We start from the raw sequence: 14,668 nt of genomic DNA, 5'->3' as shown, positions 1-14,668 counted from the left end.
TATTAATGTTCCGATAAAGTAAGTATAGGCGTATTTTCCTGTTGCAAGTGAAAAAAGTTGGCATTTTTTAAGTTATCTTTAATTAGAGCCAACGCCAGAGTTTTGCCTTGGGAATTACTCACATGGCAGATAAGCTCGCCTGCACGCGAAGCTTCTGCATCTAGCTTGGTTCCTGGATCTGCAATGAATGGTTTATCTGCACTTAACTTGACCAGGTGAGATTTCAGATTCCCTTTATATTGCATCCGTGCAATCACTTCCTGACCGGTATAGCAGCCTTTTTTAAAATCAACCGCTTCTAACGCTGGTAAGTCGAGATTATGTGGCAAAAACTGGCCAGAAGCGGAGAATGTCATCCAGGGGATTTTTCTGTCTGCAAGCAGGAATAGCCATTCATTTGTTGACTTCAGGGGACCTTCTAATGGCTGCCCCTGCTCAATTATCTTGATTGAAAATTGTTTTTCGAAGCCCCTAACTTTTCGATATTGGGGATCTTCTTCCGCCGGCTTGCCAGAGAGTCCAATTAACTGTTTTTGCTGAGAAATATCATCAATGGTTACTTTGTAGAAAACCGCATATCTCTTCAAAGTTCCTATTGTATTTTCGATATTGTCTTTCGGAAGAATTAACCAGAAATCTTCAGTATTTCTAGTAACCCAAAAAAGTGCCAGGCAGCGTCCTTGAGGATTGCAAAGCGCTGAGAGCTGAAGAGTGAATTGATCAGTGTTATCAGGACTCGTGGTCAGTTGTCCTTGCAGAAGCTTTCCTGCATCCTCACCGCGGACAGAAATTAGTCCAAATTCATCCAAAAGATAGTGTTGATTGTTCATTGTATTTTTCACCTGTTTGGGTGGTGACATAAATCTGATTGTTGCCAGCTATTTTACCTTAAGCGGAAAAGTAACCAAAACTTCTTATTCAATTAAAAGGTGCTGGCCTGAAAGTAATGATCGACTTTTCCTTTGCCTGCGGGGTTGATATGATCAGCGTATTGTTTACTTAAGGCTTATTTCTGGTTATGAGCGAACCTTCTTTAAAAAATAAGTTAGCCTGGCAGTGTCGCAGGGGAATGTTGGAGCTGGATGTTATTTTGATTCCTTTTCTGGAGCAGCATTTTGATTCTTTATCGGAAAATGAACAAAAGATCTTCTCTCTTTTACTGGAAGAGGCTGACCCTGATCTTTATACATGGCTGATGGGATATGGTGACTGCGAAAAAGAAGAAATTGCTTCTCTTATAAAGCATATCAAAAAGGTTATGCAGGTGGGACGCGATTGATTAGCTTGCACTTACCCTCAACGGTTCACTAAAAAGACTTATGAAAGTTGCCGCCAGATTTCCTATTAAGGAGTCTTTTGAATTAAAGTATTTCCTGTTGGCTTTTCATCTGGCGCTGCTAGTTGTTGCAGTAGTTGCGGAAATCCACTGGAGCTGGCGCTTTGCTGCTATTCTTTCAGTCTTTTTGTCATATTACTTCTCAAATAAGAATTATCTGAGAATAACCCGCGCTCCAGACGATCTGTGTTGGACTGGAGAGTCCTGGTTAATGCGAGGGTACTCGCAAAGTCAGGACTCGCGGTACCTAGATTTGATTGGTGATAGCTGGATTAGTGGGGTTGCTTCATTGCTTCATTTTGATGATGGAACGCATCGACACTACTGGTTTTTTAGTAAAGTATCTCTGGGGGCTCGGGCGTATAGTGAACTGGTTTACTATGCTCGCCAATACCTGAAAGAAAAGTCGATTGCTGAAAAATAGAGTGCTCTATCGCTTTTTCTAACTCACTATCATATTAATCCAGTTTGGAAATTATTGTGTCTTTCGCTAGTTCGTCAGTTTGTGGAAAATCCAGGGTATAGTGCAGCCCTCGACTTTCTTTGCGCCTTTGTGCACATTCAATAATTAACTCGGCAACGGTTAGCAGGTTTCTCAACTCCAGCAGGTTACTGGAGACTTTAAAGTTGGCATAGTAGTCCTTGACTTCCTGTTTTAATAGCTGGATTCTCCGCTGTGCTCTCTCCAGTCGTTTTGTTGTACGAACAATGCCCACATAGTTCCACATCAGGTGCCTAAGCTCATGCCAGTTATGAGAAACCACTACTTCTTCATCTGAGTTGGATACCTGGCTCTCATCCCAGTCTGGAAGACAAGCTTCTTCGGCCGGCTGATCCTTTAAAGAAATAATCTTGTTGGCTGCTGCACGAGCATATACAAGACATTCAAGTAGTGAGTTGCTGGCCATACGGTTCGCCCCATGTAGGCCGGTAAAAGCAACTTCTCCAATAGCATACAAGTTGCCAAGATCAGTGGCTGCATCTTTATTTACTACAACGCCACCGCAAGTATAATGCGCCGCTGGAACTACTGGGATGGGATCGCGCGTAATATCTATATCAAGCTTCAGAAGACGTTTATAAATAGTTGGGAAGTGTGACTTTATGAACTCAGGCTCTTTATGACTAATGTCGAGATATACACAGTCGATTCCCAACCGTTTGATTTCATGGTCAATTGCCCTGGCAACTATGTCTCGAGGTGCTAACTCTGCTCTTTCATCAAAGCGCGGCATAAATCGTTCACCGCTTGGAAGCTTGAGTATAGCTCCTTCTCCTCGAAGGGCTTCGGTAATCAGAAATGAGTGAGCCTTACTATGAAACAGACAAGTGGGGTGGAATTGATTGAACTCCATATTGGCAACTCTACAGCCACTACGCCAAGCCATGGCTATACCATCACCGCTGGAAACGTCAGGGTTGCTGGTATAAAGGTAAACTTTACTAGCGCCGCCGGTAGCCAGTATGACAAATCTTGCTTTAAAAACTTCTACTTCATCACTATTTCTATTTAGTGCATAGGCACCAAGACAGCGGTTATTCGGACCTATCAGCCCGAGCTTGTGTGATGTGATTAAATCAACTGCATTATAGTGCTCGAACAGATGAATATTTTCATTTTTAACAATGCACTCTGAAAGGGTGTTCTGAACTGCTTTTCCAGTAGCATCTGCAGAATGAATAATACGACGATGACTGTGTCCGCCTTCTTTGGTTAAATGATAACTCAGGCTACCATCTGTTTCCGTTTGTTGACTAAATGCAACGCCATGTTTAATTAGCCACTCTATTGCCTTTTTACTGTTCTCGACGGTAAAACGAACGCTTTCTTCGTTGCACAGGCCTGCACCTGCAATCAATGTATCATTTACATGTGATTCAACTGAATCATCGTTGTCCAAAACTGCCGCTATACCACCTTGAGCATAATAGGTGGCGCCCTCAGAAAGCTCACTTTTGCAGAGTATATTGATTGAAAAGTGCTCGGCCAATTGAAGGGCACAAGTCAGGCCGGCAGCGCCACTACCAATAATAAGTACATCAGATTGATGTTGAATGGTCATAAATAAGTTATCAACTTGTCATAGATCCGGGTATTTTGCGAAAATTACCTCACAAAATCCAATTATAATAAGTGATTTAGCAATAAAACTGATTTTTTACCTTTAATTTGGAACTTAATTTATTCGATAGCTGTCAACTCATGCAATAATCGCTCCCCAAACATGAGCCAATGGACTCAGATAGTGGTCGAAATTGTGAAAAAGATATTGGCAGCCAGCCTTTACTTCGCTTCTGGTCCAGTTCTTTGCTTTGGTATTTGTGAAAATCCGGTTCGCGTTGAGCTGCAGGGTGGTAAAATATCTTTTTATCTCCATTAATAGAGAAACTGGTTTCAGTTAAATGTATTTCCAGTTCTGTTAGAAGGCCAGGGTCATCATCAGGAGAGCCTTATTTTACGATTTGAGCTAAAATCTGGTGAAGAAAGCGACATTTAAATAACAAAAATTTAAATAAGAAGAATTGAATGAGTAATACGACAGACGCCCAGTTAGTGGAACGAGTTCAGCAGGGTGACAAGCGAGCATTTGACCTTTTGGTGTCAAAATACCAGAACAAGATATTCGTTATCATAGGCCGGTTTATTAGCGATCAGGCTGAGGTCTATGATGTAGCGCAAGATACATTTATAAAGGCTTACCGTGCACTCCCTAATTTTAGAGGAGATAGTCAGTTTTATACCTGGATCTATCGAATAGCAATAAATACTGCGAAAAATTATCTCACAGCTAAGGGCCGTAGACCGCCATCGACAGATATTGATTCTCAGGATGCTGAAAACTATGGCATAAGCTCTGCTTTAAAAGAAAATGCTTCTCCCGAAAAGCTTTTGATGCGGGATGAACTCAAAAGAGTCATTTTTGAAACTATTGATAACTTACCGGAAGACCTGAAAACTGCCATTACCCTTCGAGAAATGGAGGGAATGAGCTATGAGGAGATAGCTGAGTCTATGGGGTGTCCGGTAGGTACTGTTCGTTCCAGAATCTTTCGTGCGCGAGAAGCAATTGACGAAAATATCAAGCCATTAATGGATGAACAGGATTAATTTGAGAAAAATTCTATTTTTGTGAACTTTTTGTAAACAACTGTGTCAGAATGGCAGCGAATCTATTTGGTCGCAGTATAGAGCTGTTGAAATTGCTTGATTAAGCCAGTTTCAACCGGGTGGAAAAGCTTGTTTTCAGTTGAGTTTAGTGTTTATTAATCCTCAGGTAAATTGAGGATAACTGCCTCAGATGTCCTTGAGGTTTATTCGACAGGAAGCTTGCGTGGTTTTGGATTGAGTTTTTTAGTCAATATTGATTTATTCGTGTCAACTGAGCAATATCGGAAACCAGTAATAATAAGAGAGAGTATATGGTTGATAAAATACCTACCGCAGATAGGCAGTACTTGTCTGATCTTATGGATGATCAAGTATCTGAAGAAGCTATCGATAGCTTAATTTCAGATCAAGAGCAGGCAAAATCCTGGTTTCGTTACCATGCTGTACGTGCGGTGTTGACCAAACAAAATTCAGCGTACAGTTCGTATGAATTTACTCAGTCACTCTCAGCGAAACTCGCTGCTGAGCCTTCATATTCGCTAGATCAGCAGTCAGAGAAGGGTAACGTTGTTGACTTTGAACTCGCCGAGAAAGAGCCTGTCGGTGGAACCAATGTGATTCAGATTTCATCCTGGAGAAGATTTGGAGGTGGCTTTGCTGTTGCTGCTTCAATTGCTTTTGCCATGGTTTTCTCTGTCCAGTTAATGGATTCCGGTGTTGATGAAAATCTTTCTGGTCAAGCTACTTTTGCAACTGAAGATGGTACAAACAAAACATCCGTCAGTTCTCCGCTAGATTTCGAACTTTCACCGGCAGATAGTGCAGAACAAGCGAAACTGGATGATATTCAGAAGATGTTAGATCAAATGAGTAGACGTAACTTTAAGGTTAATGAACAGCTTGTTGGGGCTGATGACGTATTGGTAGGTTCTTACATTATCGAAACGAAAGAGCCTGTGAGCCGTTTCCAGCAAGAGTTACGTAATATGAAAAAGCCTTCTGAAATGACCGAAGATCCGCTATTAAAAGAAGAAGGCAAGCGTTAGTTAGAACACTTGCCAGATGTCTATTTAGCAGTATTTGTTCTTCCAAATGTATTTCTTTGTGGTACTGCATGTCGATGCTCACCGAAAAAGGTCTGGTAACACATATTGAAGCTGGAGAAGCCTGGGTAAATACCCGGGCAAAACTCGCCTGCGCTTCTTGCAAGGTAGAGTCGACTTGTGGCAATGGTATTCTCGAAAAGTATATTGGAGATAAGATCTTTGTTTCCAAAGTTGCTAACCACCTTGGAGCTCGAGTTGGTGATGAGGTAACGATTGCTCTTCCCAAAGCAGCTGTTACCAGAGCGTCTCTAGTTGTTTATATACTCCCTCTTTTTTCAATGTTAGCTTTTGCCTTAGTCGCGCAACTTTCTAATTGGTCAGAAAACTTCATTATTTTAACCGGACTTTTAGGGTTTGCCAGCGGACTGTTTCTGGTAAGACTTTATCATCTGAAAGTTAAATCAAGCGACGAGTTTGAACCTAAGATGATATCAAAAGCCGAAACTGACTTTGACAAGCGTCAGTTCGACTCAATCAGAATTAAACAGATCGACTAGATATACATAGCCCTGAAAATCGATTGTTCAGTCTCTACCTTAAAAGGGGTTGTTCAATGCGGGAGATGATTAGAGCGATCACAGCGGTAGCCATTGATAAAGCCTGCAATTGCACCTACTATCAAGCCAATTAAAAGCGCTATGCCATACATTGCGAGAATTTGCATAATGCTAAAGTTGATATTAAATATCAGCAAAGCGAGAATCGAAAAAAGTACTACCCCAGCAGTAATGCCTGCGATACATCCAAAACAGAGATGCCCGAGTATATTCTTCATGGTTATAAACCCCGCTAAAGTGATTTATTAACTCCCAAATAATCTAGTAATTCCCTATCTAAACAATTGGCATAGAACAAATGTCTAACTCTCAATCGTTACTGGTTTTCAGGTTACACATTAATTTTGAGATACGCGATGATCTGAGTCACATTGTGTGATTTTTGACCAGGTCGTCTTGAAGAAGTTCAAATGAAGAACTGCTAATTTTTTATCCGACTGATGAATGTTCGTGCTCGAGGCTGCTTTTTTAAAAGATATATAAAATAGTCTTCACGCAGTGTGACGACAGATAAATTTCGATGTTTTAAAAAAGTGTGAAAGATTACCACTACTTTTAATATTGAATTCAATGTTATAAAAAAGTTAGAGAGATTAACTAGTTAGCTAGTGGAATAGCTTGAACGGTCTCTCAAATTTGACTAATTGATGACCAAATTGCCAAGTATTTACTTGTTTTAGGGCTTTTTTGTCGTTACTGTGCGCGCCAAGACGCAGTTGGTGAAAGGAGAAGTTATGGAAGTTGTTAGCCAATTAGAAAAAGCGCGCGAACTTATCGAAGAGAATAAAGCGAAACAGGCACTGAAACTGTTAAAGCCGCTTTATTTGTCAGATAAGGATAATCCTGATGTGATGCTCGAAGTCGCTTCGGCTTTCGAATCACTGGAACAGTGGGATAAAGCTAAAGAAGTATACAAGCGTCTTGTCAAAAGAGCCCCTGAAAATAGCGAGCACTGGTTAAGACTTTCATACATTTTTTCTGAAGAGGACAAGACCGAAACTGCTTTGAGAGTCATCGATAAAGGTCTCGAGGCGAACAATAGTGACCCCGCCCTTATCATTCAAAAAGCCCACCTGTTGGTTGAGCTGAATCAGATAAAGCAAATGCATCAATTATTTGATGAGGCCAGCAAACAAAGACCCGAATGTCGAGTAGAATTTCTAATTGAGAGAGCGAGCATTTACGAAGGGGTAGCTCTGACTCCTAAAGCGGGAGCTGAGACTATTCAGGACAGTTTTGGAATGACATATGCTGTTCGTCCATTAAAGTTAACCATAGCGGACTTAACTGCTGCAATAAAATTATCCCCTTCCCAATGGCAGGTATACCTGAAACGAGCTCATACTTTTAAACAGTTACAAGAATTCGAAAGTGCCGAGAGCGACTTTGATCGAGCAATTTTACTCGTTGGCAAGTCGCAAAATATCCCATCAGATGAACGTAGTGAATTAGTTGCCTATATAGAAGAGCTCAAAAACGGTTGCCAAAATAATGGGCGCGGAGAAAGAGAAGCTTTTGCTAAAAATTTAAAAGATAGTTTAGCTAGTCCACTGGAAAGTCCGCTTGGCGCTATTTCTCAAGAAGAGCATATGGCTAACACTCTGGTGGAAGCTATGACTCAGCAGTTTGTTGCCGGAGAGTCTTTAGAGTCTATTATTAACGATATAGTTGACGATCCTGATGAAATGACAGCTTTGAGTATTGCTCAGGAAATTATAGCGAATGCGAGTGAGCCCAATGCCGACATTCAACCGGTTAATATCGAAGATTTTACCAGTTCTGCGCAAAAATATTGCCGTAATACTCAGTCTGAATTGCGTCGTTTTAATTATCGATGTCTGGGGGATTTTGAGCCGAGAGGATTGACTCAGAGGCTTGGTCAGAGAGTATTAATGAAACTTTTCTTATCAAAAAATGGACTTTCCTGCGGTGCTGCTTTTCAAATGAAACCATTAAAACCAAGTTTTGTAGCATGGTTATTTTCTCTTATTACTCGTAAATGGAAAAAATTAAATATTATTGAGCTGGAAAGCGAGTTGGAAAATGGACAGTTTGTTGTTACTAACAATAGCGGCGAAACAAACCCATTTGAAACTTCAGAGCAAATAGAAATGATGGCTCTTCCACTGACTGCTCCAATAACAGAAGTTATCGTCAAACATCATGCTCGTCTGGACAAGTTAAAAAAGGAAGGTTTTAGTTTTAAAAAGATGGACTCGATAGAAGATGTAAAAGCTGCTCAGGAAAGAATGCGAATTATCAAAAATGACTTTCGTCAGAAAATAGGTTTTGTAAGGGACAATGAGCTTCGACAATTACTTGGTAAACAATATGACCACCTTTCAGTGAAAGTAAATAAATACATAGCTAAACTATCGGCAATCTAAGTTTCGTCAGGCTAGAAATAAAAATCAATTTAAGAGTGCTTTTGAGCACTCTTTTTTTGGTTCACAGGTAATGTTTATATGGTGTACAATATGATTTTTTGCGCGAATTAAGACTGGACGAAGTCGTCACTTTTGGTAAAGTCTATCGTAATTAGAACAAAAGAAATTGATTATATTTTTAAGGGAACAATATTTAATGAAGTTAAAACTCTTACTGACGATTTTCTCAGCGACTGCACTGATATCTGCATGCGACTCTTCCAAAGACATAGATAAACAACAACCAGCTAGCGACTCCGCTGTCGTTTCAGAGTTGAAAAATGAAAGTACTCAGGAACAGCAGTTGGCCAATCTGTATGAAGATGCAGCAAAAGCGCTTTTTATCAAGCGCTCTCTGTCTGCCACCTTGTATGGGTTAGAGGAAAGTTTAGCGGGTGGTTATTATCAAAACAAAATGGAAGATTATTCTGCTGCAAATGAAGCCGAGTTAAGAGCAATACTTCTGGATATTTCCAATCAAATCAAGAATTTTCCCTCCGAGGGATTGTCCAGAGAGCAGGTAGAGAATAAACAGGTAATGACTAGTCTGGCGCGATATTTTGCTGGACACCCGGATTTCTCTATTGGATATATCGATGTTTGGATGGGACTTTCTCCTTATGTTGTTAATCAAATAAATGGACCGTTAATTGATATTCCAAGATATATTCAAAATGATCACAAAATTACCAGTGAGCAGGATGCCATTGATTATGTTGAGCGACTTGCAAAGTTCGATCAAATGATAGCGAGTGTTATGCAAAAATTTGATGCAGATGCGGCTAAAGGGTGGATTGCACCCAAGGTCGTTTTGAATGGAGCGGTAAGTTATCTGCAAGGCTTTACTCAGGCTGAAGTACAAGAACACATGTTGATTAAGGCTTTTGAAGAAAAATTGGAAAAGTTGCAAACGATTTCTGAAGACAAAAAGCAATCCTTGCTCAAACAGGCTGCCGCGAAAATGGAAGAGATTGTATATCCTGCTTACCAGGGGATGGCGGAAAAAGTTAAAAATATGGCGGACAAAGCCCCAGATGAATCCGGTGTATGGGCGCAACCTGACGGTGAAAAGTACTACCAGGACGCCATACTTCAACTGGGTGACAGTCGATTGAGTGCTGACGCAATTCATCAGATTGGGCTTGATGAAGTTAAACGTATCAGTATGGAAATGGATAGTATTTTGATAGAGCAGGGTTACAAAGAAGGAAGTGTCGGTGAGCGCATGGTTAAACTCAACGATGAGCCTCGTTTTCTGTATCCTGAAACTGATGAAGGTAAGAAAGCACTGTTAAAAGACTTGAACGGATATATTGAAGAGATAACAAAGAAAATGGCACCTGTTTTTAAAACAAAGCCACCCTATGAAGTTGAAGTAAGAGCATTTCCGGTAGAAATACAAGATGGTGCGCCTGGAGGTCAATATACCTCTCCCTCTGTGGATGGAACGAAGCCAGGCGTTTACTGGATTAACCTAAGAGATATGAAGGCAAATCCAAAGTTCAGTTTGAAGTCGTTAACTTACCATGAGGCCAACCCTGGTCATCATTGGCAGGTTGCCCTGAATCTTGCGCAAGCTGATTTGCCATTTTTGAGAAGAATTGCACCTTACAACGCTTACATTGAAGGTTGGGCGCTTTACTCTGAGCAAATTGCTTACGAGTTAGGTCTCTACCAAAATGATCCATTTGGTAATTTAGGAAGGCTACAGGCTGAGTTGTTTCGAGCGGTCAGACTGGTAGTCGATACTGGCCTTCATCATAAACGTTGGACTAGAGAGCAAGCGATTGAATATATGGCAAAAACGACTGGTTCTGCTGAGTCAGATGTAGTTGCGGAAATTGAGCGTTATATTGCTTGGCCGGGACAGGCGTTGGGTTATAAGCTTGGGATGCTTAAAATACTTTCATTAAGAGAAGCTGCAAAAAGTGCCTTGGGAGATGCATTTGACCTGGCTGAGTTCCACGATTTGGTTCTTCTCGGTGGAGCAGTCCCAATGACAGTACTCGAAGCCAAAGTTAATCGATGGATCGATAATAAAAAAGTAGCTCTGGTAAAAAAGTAGGAGCGTTATTTCGAATTCCAGCAAAGGGCCGCAAATGGTGCGGTCTTTGCTACCACTTTAGATGGTTTCAATCTGATTTTTTCCCAACTTTTTGGCTTTACGACTGGCTCTATCTACTGCAGCCAAAATATTTGTCACGTCCTTGCCATTTTCCGGAGCTATCGCAATACCAATAGAGGCCGTTACTTCAATCGATTTTTCATCAATTTGAAATGGTTGGCGTATGTCTTCTAATAGTTTTTCTGCGAGCGTTTTTAAAGAATCAATTGTTGGAGTGCCAGTAACCAATACAATAAATTCATCACCAGACACACGAGTTAGAAACTGGTTTTCACCCAATTGATTATCAATTATCTGGGCTGTGTTAATTAGTATTTGATCGCCAACTTCATAGCCTTGTTTGGCGTTTAAATCTCGAAAGTTATCCAGGTTAACATCAATTAATCCAAGACTCTGATGGCCACTCTCTATCTCCGGACTCTGTAGCAATTTTTCCAGCTCTTTGGCCAACCAGTGTCTATTGGCGATACCCGTTAAAATATCGAAGTTTTCTCTTTTTTCGATTTGCTTTTTAGCTATCAGTATTTCCTGCATATCCAGATAGATACCTATATAGTAGGTATTTCCTGTCGCTTCATCTCGTGTTTTGTTTATTTTCAACCAGCCGGAATATAGCTTGCCGGACTTTCGTCGATTCAGTATTTCACCTGACCAGTGGCCTTTTTCCTGAACTTCTTGCCACATATCCTGATAGAAATTTTCGCTTTGTGTACTTGAATGCAAAAGAGCGCCAGGCTCATTGCCAATGACTTCCTCTTTTGGAAAGCCACAGGAGTGTAAAAAAGATGGGTTCGCATAGAGAATTCTTCTTTGAGCGTTTGTAATGATTACTCCTTCATCGAGAGCATTAAAAATAGATTGATTCAGGTCGACTTTTAATTTCTGAAGCTTTCTCTCCATCTCACTAGATATCATTGATGAAAACAGCTCGAAAATTGATCTGACAGATTCAAGGTTTTCAATTCTGGATTTATATAACGCTACCAGTATACCTTGTACTTTTCCGTCACTGTTGGTTAAAGGAATCCCTATATAGCTCGCTATTTCCATCGCAACCAGTAGTAAATCATCAGGATACTGTTCCTGGATATTTCCGTTGTAGTAACAAACTTCATTCGCGGTAATATCTGCACACGGGGTATTTTCCAGCTCATAGGTAAAGTTTTCGGCTACATGGTCTCCTTCGATATAAGCTATCGAATGGGCTTGGGTGAGCCCTCTGTCGACACTTGCTACGAATAGATGATCCGACCTAATCACTCGGGCAACCGAAAGCAAGAAGGAGGAGATAAAGTCTTCTCCATCCCGTGATGACAAACTGGTTAGGATTTCCGTGACCTGTTTTTCTAGCATTGACTATCCTTTATCGCTGGCAGAGGTTCAATATGGTGAGTCTTACTATAGGCAATTATGGTCGACGAAATGGGAATTCACAAGAAAGCAGACAATTGCTGGTGTTGTGGTCTAGAAGCTGTTGAGTTGGTCGAACAATAACTCAAACACTATCAATAACTTTGATGACTTCAGGAACGACATTAGTGACTGTCTTTTGTCTGTTGTTTTTTGCAGGAGACCCCCTCTATGAGTTTTCCCTGTGTTTGTTAATTGGGATAATTGTTGGAACCATCTCATCAATTTTTATTTCAGCAACTTTACCTGGATTGCTCGGAATGAAAGCAGATTATTTTTATAAAAAAGCAGAGGAAATAGAAGCGTTAGCTGAAAGGCCTTAGGCTGTAACTTTAAACTTGTGAAAGCGGAACTTGGGGTTCCGCTTTTGTTGATATGAAAATGATTCTAAAAATATTTATGCGTCAGTTTTTAAAGTCTTTCTTGCTAAATAAATGATAACTGCCGTCATGCCGACTAGACCTGAAGCACCTGCAATAGTAGAGGAAAGCGGAGCTACAGGAAGCTGAATTACAAAAGCGGCGATGACTGCGATAATAACACCCATCAATGCTTCGCCGGTGATTAAGCCGGATGCAAGTAGCAGCCCTTTACTTTCCCTGGCTTGCTTAACTGTTTCATCTTTACTTTCAGAAGCTTTTCCAACTTTATGCGCTAATATACCGCCGATTAAGATCGGAACAGAAAGTCCTAATGGGAGATAAACTCCAACTGCAACAGCTAATACCGGAAATCGAAAACTAGAGCCGCGTTTTTTTTGAATTTCATCCATGATGATTAAAATTACAGCCAGCACAAATCCAACGAATATATAGTTCCATTTTATACCCGCACCAAAAATACCGGTTGCCAGATCTTTCATCAGGCCAGCTTGCGGTGCGGACAGATAATTCGACGATTCGACAACCGGGCTGGGGCGACCGATGCCATAGCCTGCATCAAGAACTTGCAGCACTAACGGGATTACCAGAGCTGCACCAACGACTCCAATAATTTGAAACGCCTGTTGGCGCCACGGAGTTGCTCCCACGATATGACCACACTTTAAATCTTGCATATTATCTCCAGCGATTGCTGCGGCGGAGCAAATTAATCCGGCAAGAAATATAACTGCAATAGGCCCAAGTGTTGCTGCAATTCCTTCGTTCCCCATAAACTGCAACAAAATTAACGCAGAGGTAATTACTGTCGCAATAGTTACGCCAGATATCGGGTTATTCGAACTTCCTACGAGTCCAGCCATATATCCTGCAACGGAGGCAAAGATGAAGCCAAAGATGAGCATTAAGGTGGTCATTAGCGATGCGATTAGCATTTTGTCCGGATAGTCGCCAAGTGCAGTATAAAAAATATAGAAGACTGGGCCTAATGAGAAAATGACAACCATTAAAACAATATTAAATGGAGTATCAAACTCAGTGCGTAAAATACTATTGCCATTTTTACTGTGTCGATAGGCTTCCAGGCTCGCTTTTACTCCGGCAATCAGCGGTTTAAACAGACTTATTAAAGACCAGACTCCCCCTACCATCATGGCGCCAACACCAATGCGACGGCAGTTTTGCCAGGATTCGCCGGCAAGAGCTTCCCATTGCTCTGAAGTGATTTCGCTCCAGGAAAGTTGAGGATCGATTCCTACTGCATTCATTATACTCTCTGAATTTAAAAGCCAGTTAACAGGCACACCTATCAAGGTGCCGATGGCACCACCGATAAAAACCAGCATTGCAATGTTCAATCCTACGATATAACCAACGCCTAATAGTGCCGGACTTAGAGTGATATCGCCGGTAAACAGATATTTGCCGGTAAGCCATGATTTGGTTGTTGCTACACCACCAGCAAGCCAACCTAGCCCTGATTCGAGCAGCTTAAAAAGAGCGCCGATACCGCTCGCTTTAAGAAGAGTTTTTATATTTTGGCTGGAGATAGCATCCGCTTTTTTATCCTTCTGATGCTCCGGCTGATCCGCATCTCTTTCCACTCCGCCGCTTTTTAATACTTCAGCAGTAGCGACTCCTTCGGGAAACTTAAGTCGTGCTTCGACGATTAGTGCTCTTCTTAATGGAATAGTAAAGGCGACCCCCATAATACCGCCCATTACAGCAATACCCACGAGTGGCCAGTAGTCATATTCCGACCAGGCGCCCATGATCACGAGGGCTGGAATGGTAAAAATAATTCCTGCGACTAAAGATTCACCGGCAGATGCTGCAGTTTGTACCATATTGTTTTCCAATATGTTTGAGCGTCTGAACAAGCGTAAAACCCCCATTGAAACGGCTGCAGCAGGAATCGAAGCTGATACTGTCAGCCCTACAAGCAGACCAATATAAGCATTGGCCGCAGCTAGTAGGCCGGACAATATCAAGCCCAGTATTAGAGCTTTGATGGTCATTTCGCTGATAGACCGTTCGGGACTGACTACAGGAATATCAATTTCCGTCGACTGGGTCTGAGGAGTATTTTCTGTTGCACTCATGTTTTTCTTATGTCCGTCAGTAGTAAATTATATACAAAGCTACAACTTACCTGTTGCAGCAAAATGACTCAAGTGATTCGTCATTGAAAAGACAAAGGCCGGTGACAAATCGTTACC

13 protein-coding genes are annotated in these 14,668 nt (G+C 41.3%); 8 read left to right on the top strand and 5 right to left on the bottom strand.

What is annotated here, in order from left to right; all coding sequences use genetic code 11:
• Positions 1-2: 2 nt before the first annotated feature.
• On the bottom strand, positions 3-830 hold the full coding sequence (locus tag IYN84_RS19140; RefSeq protein ID WP_196140875.1) for a folate-binding protein YgfZ: 828 nt from the start codon (positions 828-830) through the stop codon (positions 3-5).
• Between the two features lie 188 nt (positions 831-1,018).
• On the opposite strand from IYN84_RS19140, the gene IYN84_RS19135 reads away from it, so the two are divergent.
• Positions 1,019-1,279, top strand: coding sequence for a succinate dehydrogenase assembly factor 2 (locus IYN84_RS19135; RefSeq protein WP_196140874.1), 261 nt, complete (start codon positions 1,019-1,021; stop codon positions 1,277-1,279).
• A gap of 40 nt (positions 1,280-1,319) precedes the next feature.
• The gene (locus IYN84_RS19130) at positions 1,320-1,760 is read left to right on the top strand and encodes a hypothetical protein (RefSeq protein ID WP_196140873.1); all 441 of its coding nucleotides are present in this window, start codon (positions 1,320-1,322) and stop codon (positions 1,758-1,760) included.
• A gap of 34 nt (positions 1,761-1,794) precedes the next feature.
• On the opposite strand, the gene nadB is transcribed toward IYN84_RS19130, so the two are convergent.
• Entirely contained in the window at positions 1,795-3,399 is a 1,605-nt protein-coding gene (gene nadB, locus IYN84_RS19125; protein WP_196140872.1) for an L-aspartate oxidase, read from the bottom strand.
• Positions 3,400-3,863: 464 nt separating this feature from the next.
• Between nadB and rpoE the strand changes: the two genes are divergently transcribed.
• The 3 genes from rpoE to IYN84_RS19110 all read left to right on the top strand — a co-directional run bounded on the left by rpoE (position 3,864) and on the right by IYN84_RS19110 (position 6,048).
• Positions 3,864-4,445, top strand: a complete 582-nt coding sequence (rpoE, locus tag IYN84_RS19120) for an RNA polymerase sigma factor RpoE (RefSeq protein ID WP_196140871.1) — start codon at positions 3,864-3,866, stop codon at positions 4,443-4,445.
• 311 nt (positions 4,446-4,756) lie between these two features.
• Positions 4,757-5,491 carry a sigma-E factor negative regulatory protein gene (locus IYN84_RS19115; RefSeq protein WP_196140870.1) on the top strand — a complete coding sequence of 245 codons (735 nt, stop codon included), beginning with the start codon at positions 4,757-4,759 and terminating at the stop codon, positions 5,489-5,491.
• A 68-nt stretch (positions 5,492-5,559) separates the two neighbouring features.
• A complete protein-coding gene (locus tag IYN84_RS19110) occupies positions 5,560-6,048 on the top strand; it encodes a SoxR reducing system RseC family protein (protein ID WP_196140869.1) in 489 nt (162 codons plus the stop codon).
• Positions 6,049-6,101: 53 nt separating this feature from the next.
• Here IYN84_RS19110 and IYN84_RS19105 read toward each other — a convergent pair whose 3' ends face one another.
• A complete protein-coding gene (locus IYN84_RS19105; RefSeq protein ID WP_196140868.1) occupies positions 6,102-6,326 on the bottom strand; it encodes a hypothetical protein in 225 nt (74 codons plus the stop codon).
• Positions 6,327-6,842: 516 nt separating this feature from the next.
• Between IYN84_RS19105 and IYN84_RS19100 the strand changes: the two genes are divergently transcribed.
• On the top strand, positions 6,843-8,495 hold the full coding sequence (locus IYN84_RS19100) for a lipopolysaccharide assembly protein LapB (protein WP_196140867.1): 1,653 nt from the start codon (positions 6,843-6,845) through the stop codon (positions 8,493-8,495).
• 196 nt (positions 8,496-8,691) lie between these two features.
• A complete protein-coding gene (locus tag IYN84_RS19095; protein WP_196140866.1) occupies positions 8,692-10,599 on the top strand; it encodes a DUF885 family protein in 1,908 nt (635 codons plus the stop codon).
• Between the two features lie 57 nt (positions 10,600-10,656).
• Here the strand turns inward: IYN84_RS19095 and IYN84_RS19090 are convergent, their stop codons facing one another.
• Positions 10,657-12,012 (bottom strand): GGDEF domain-containing protein, encoded by a 1,356-nt coding sequence (locus IYN84_RS19090; RefSeq protein WP_196140865.1) that lies wholly within the window; start codon positions 12,010-12,012, stop codon positions 10,657-10,659.
• A 137-nt stretch (positions 12,013-12,149) separates the two neighbouring features.
• Here IYN84_RS19090 and IYN84_RS21760 point away from each other — a divergent pair, with 137 nt between their 5' ends.
• Positions 12,150-12,392, top strand: coding sequence for a hypothetical protein (locus IYN84_RS21760; protein ID WP_371734999.1), 243 nt, complete (start codon positions 12,150-12,152; stop codon positions 12,390-12,392).
• A gap of 74 nt (positions 12,393-12,466) precedes the next feature.
• On the opposite strand, the gene IYN84_RS19080 is transcribed toward IYN84_RS21760, so the two are convergent.
• Positions 12,467-14,551 (bottom strand): OPT family oligopeptide transporter, encoded by a 2,085-nt coding sequence (locus IYN84_RS19080; RefSeq protein WP_196140864.1) that lies wholly within the window; start codon positions 14,549-14,551, stop codon positions 12,467-12,469.
• Between the last annotated feature and the right edge of the window lie 117 nt (positions 14,552-14,668).

Source organism: Aliikangiella sp. G2MR2-5 (assembly GCF_015687155.1).
Classification (GTDB): domain Bacteria; phylum Pseudomonadota; class Gammaproteobacteria; order Enterobacterales; family Kangiellaceae; genus Aliikangiella.
The sequence above is the reverse complement of the archived record's forward strand: the minus strand, read 5'-3'. Positions and strand labels throughout refer to the sequence as shown.

Excerpts from the sequence above, each read along its gene's own strand:
- IYN84_RS19140 (WP_196140875.1), bottom strand. The coding sequence starts at position 830 with ATGAACAATCAACACTATCTTTTGGATGAATTTGGACTAATTTCTGTC.
- IYN84_RS19135 (WP_196140874.1), top strand. The coding sequence starts at position 1,019 with ATGAGCGAACCTTCTTTAAAAAATAAGTTAGCCTGGCAGTGTCGCAGG.
- IYN84_RS19130 (WP_196140873.1), top strand. The coding sequence starts at position 1,320 with ATGAAAGTTGCCGCCAGATTTCCTATTAAGGAGTCTTTTGAATTAAAG.
- nadB (WP_196140872.1), bottom strand. The coding sequence starts at position 3,399 with ATGACCATTCAACATCAATCTGATGTACTTATTATTGGTAGTGGCGCT.
- rpoE (WP_196140871.1), top strand. The coding sequence starts at position 3,864 with ATGAGTAATACGACAGACGCCCAGTTAGTGGAACGAGTTCAGCAGGGT.
- IYN84_RS19115 (WP_196140870.1), top strand. The coding sequence starts at position 4,757 with ATGGTTGATAAAATACCTACCGCAGATAGGCAGTACTTGTCTGATCTT.
- IYN84_RS19110 (WP_196140869.1), top strand. The coding sequence starts at position 5,560 with ATGTCGATGCTCACCGAAAAAGGTCTGGTAACACATATTGAAGCTGGA.
- IYN84_RS19105 (WP_196140868.1), bottom strand. The coding sequence starts at position 6,326 with ATGAAGAATATACTCGGGCATCTCTGTTTTGGATGTATCGCAGGCATT.
- IYN84_RS19100 (WP_196140867.1), top strand. The coding sequence starts at position 6,843 with ATGGAAGTTGTTAGCCAATTAGAAAAAGCGCGCGAACTTATCGAAGAG.
- IYN84_RS19095 (WP_196140866.1), top strand. The coding sequence starts at position 8,692 with ATGAAGTTAAAACTCTTACTGACGATTTTCTCAGCGACTGCACTGATA.
- IYN84_RS19090 (WP_196140865.1), bottom strand. The coding sequence starts at position 12,012 with ATGCTAGAAAAACAGGTCACGGAAATCCTAACCAGTTTGTCATCACGG.
- IYN84_RS19080 (WP_196140864.1), bottom strand. The coding sequence starts at position 14,551 with ATGAGTGCAACAGAAAATACTCCTCAGACCCAGTCGACGGAAATTGAT.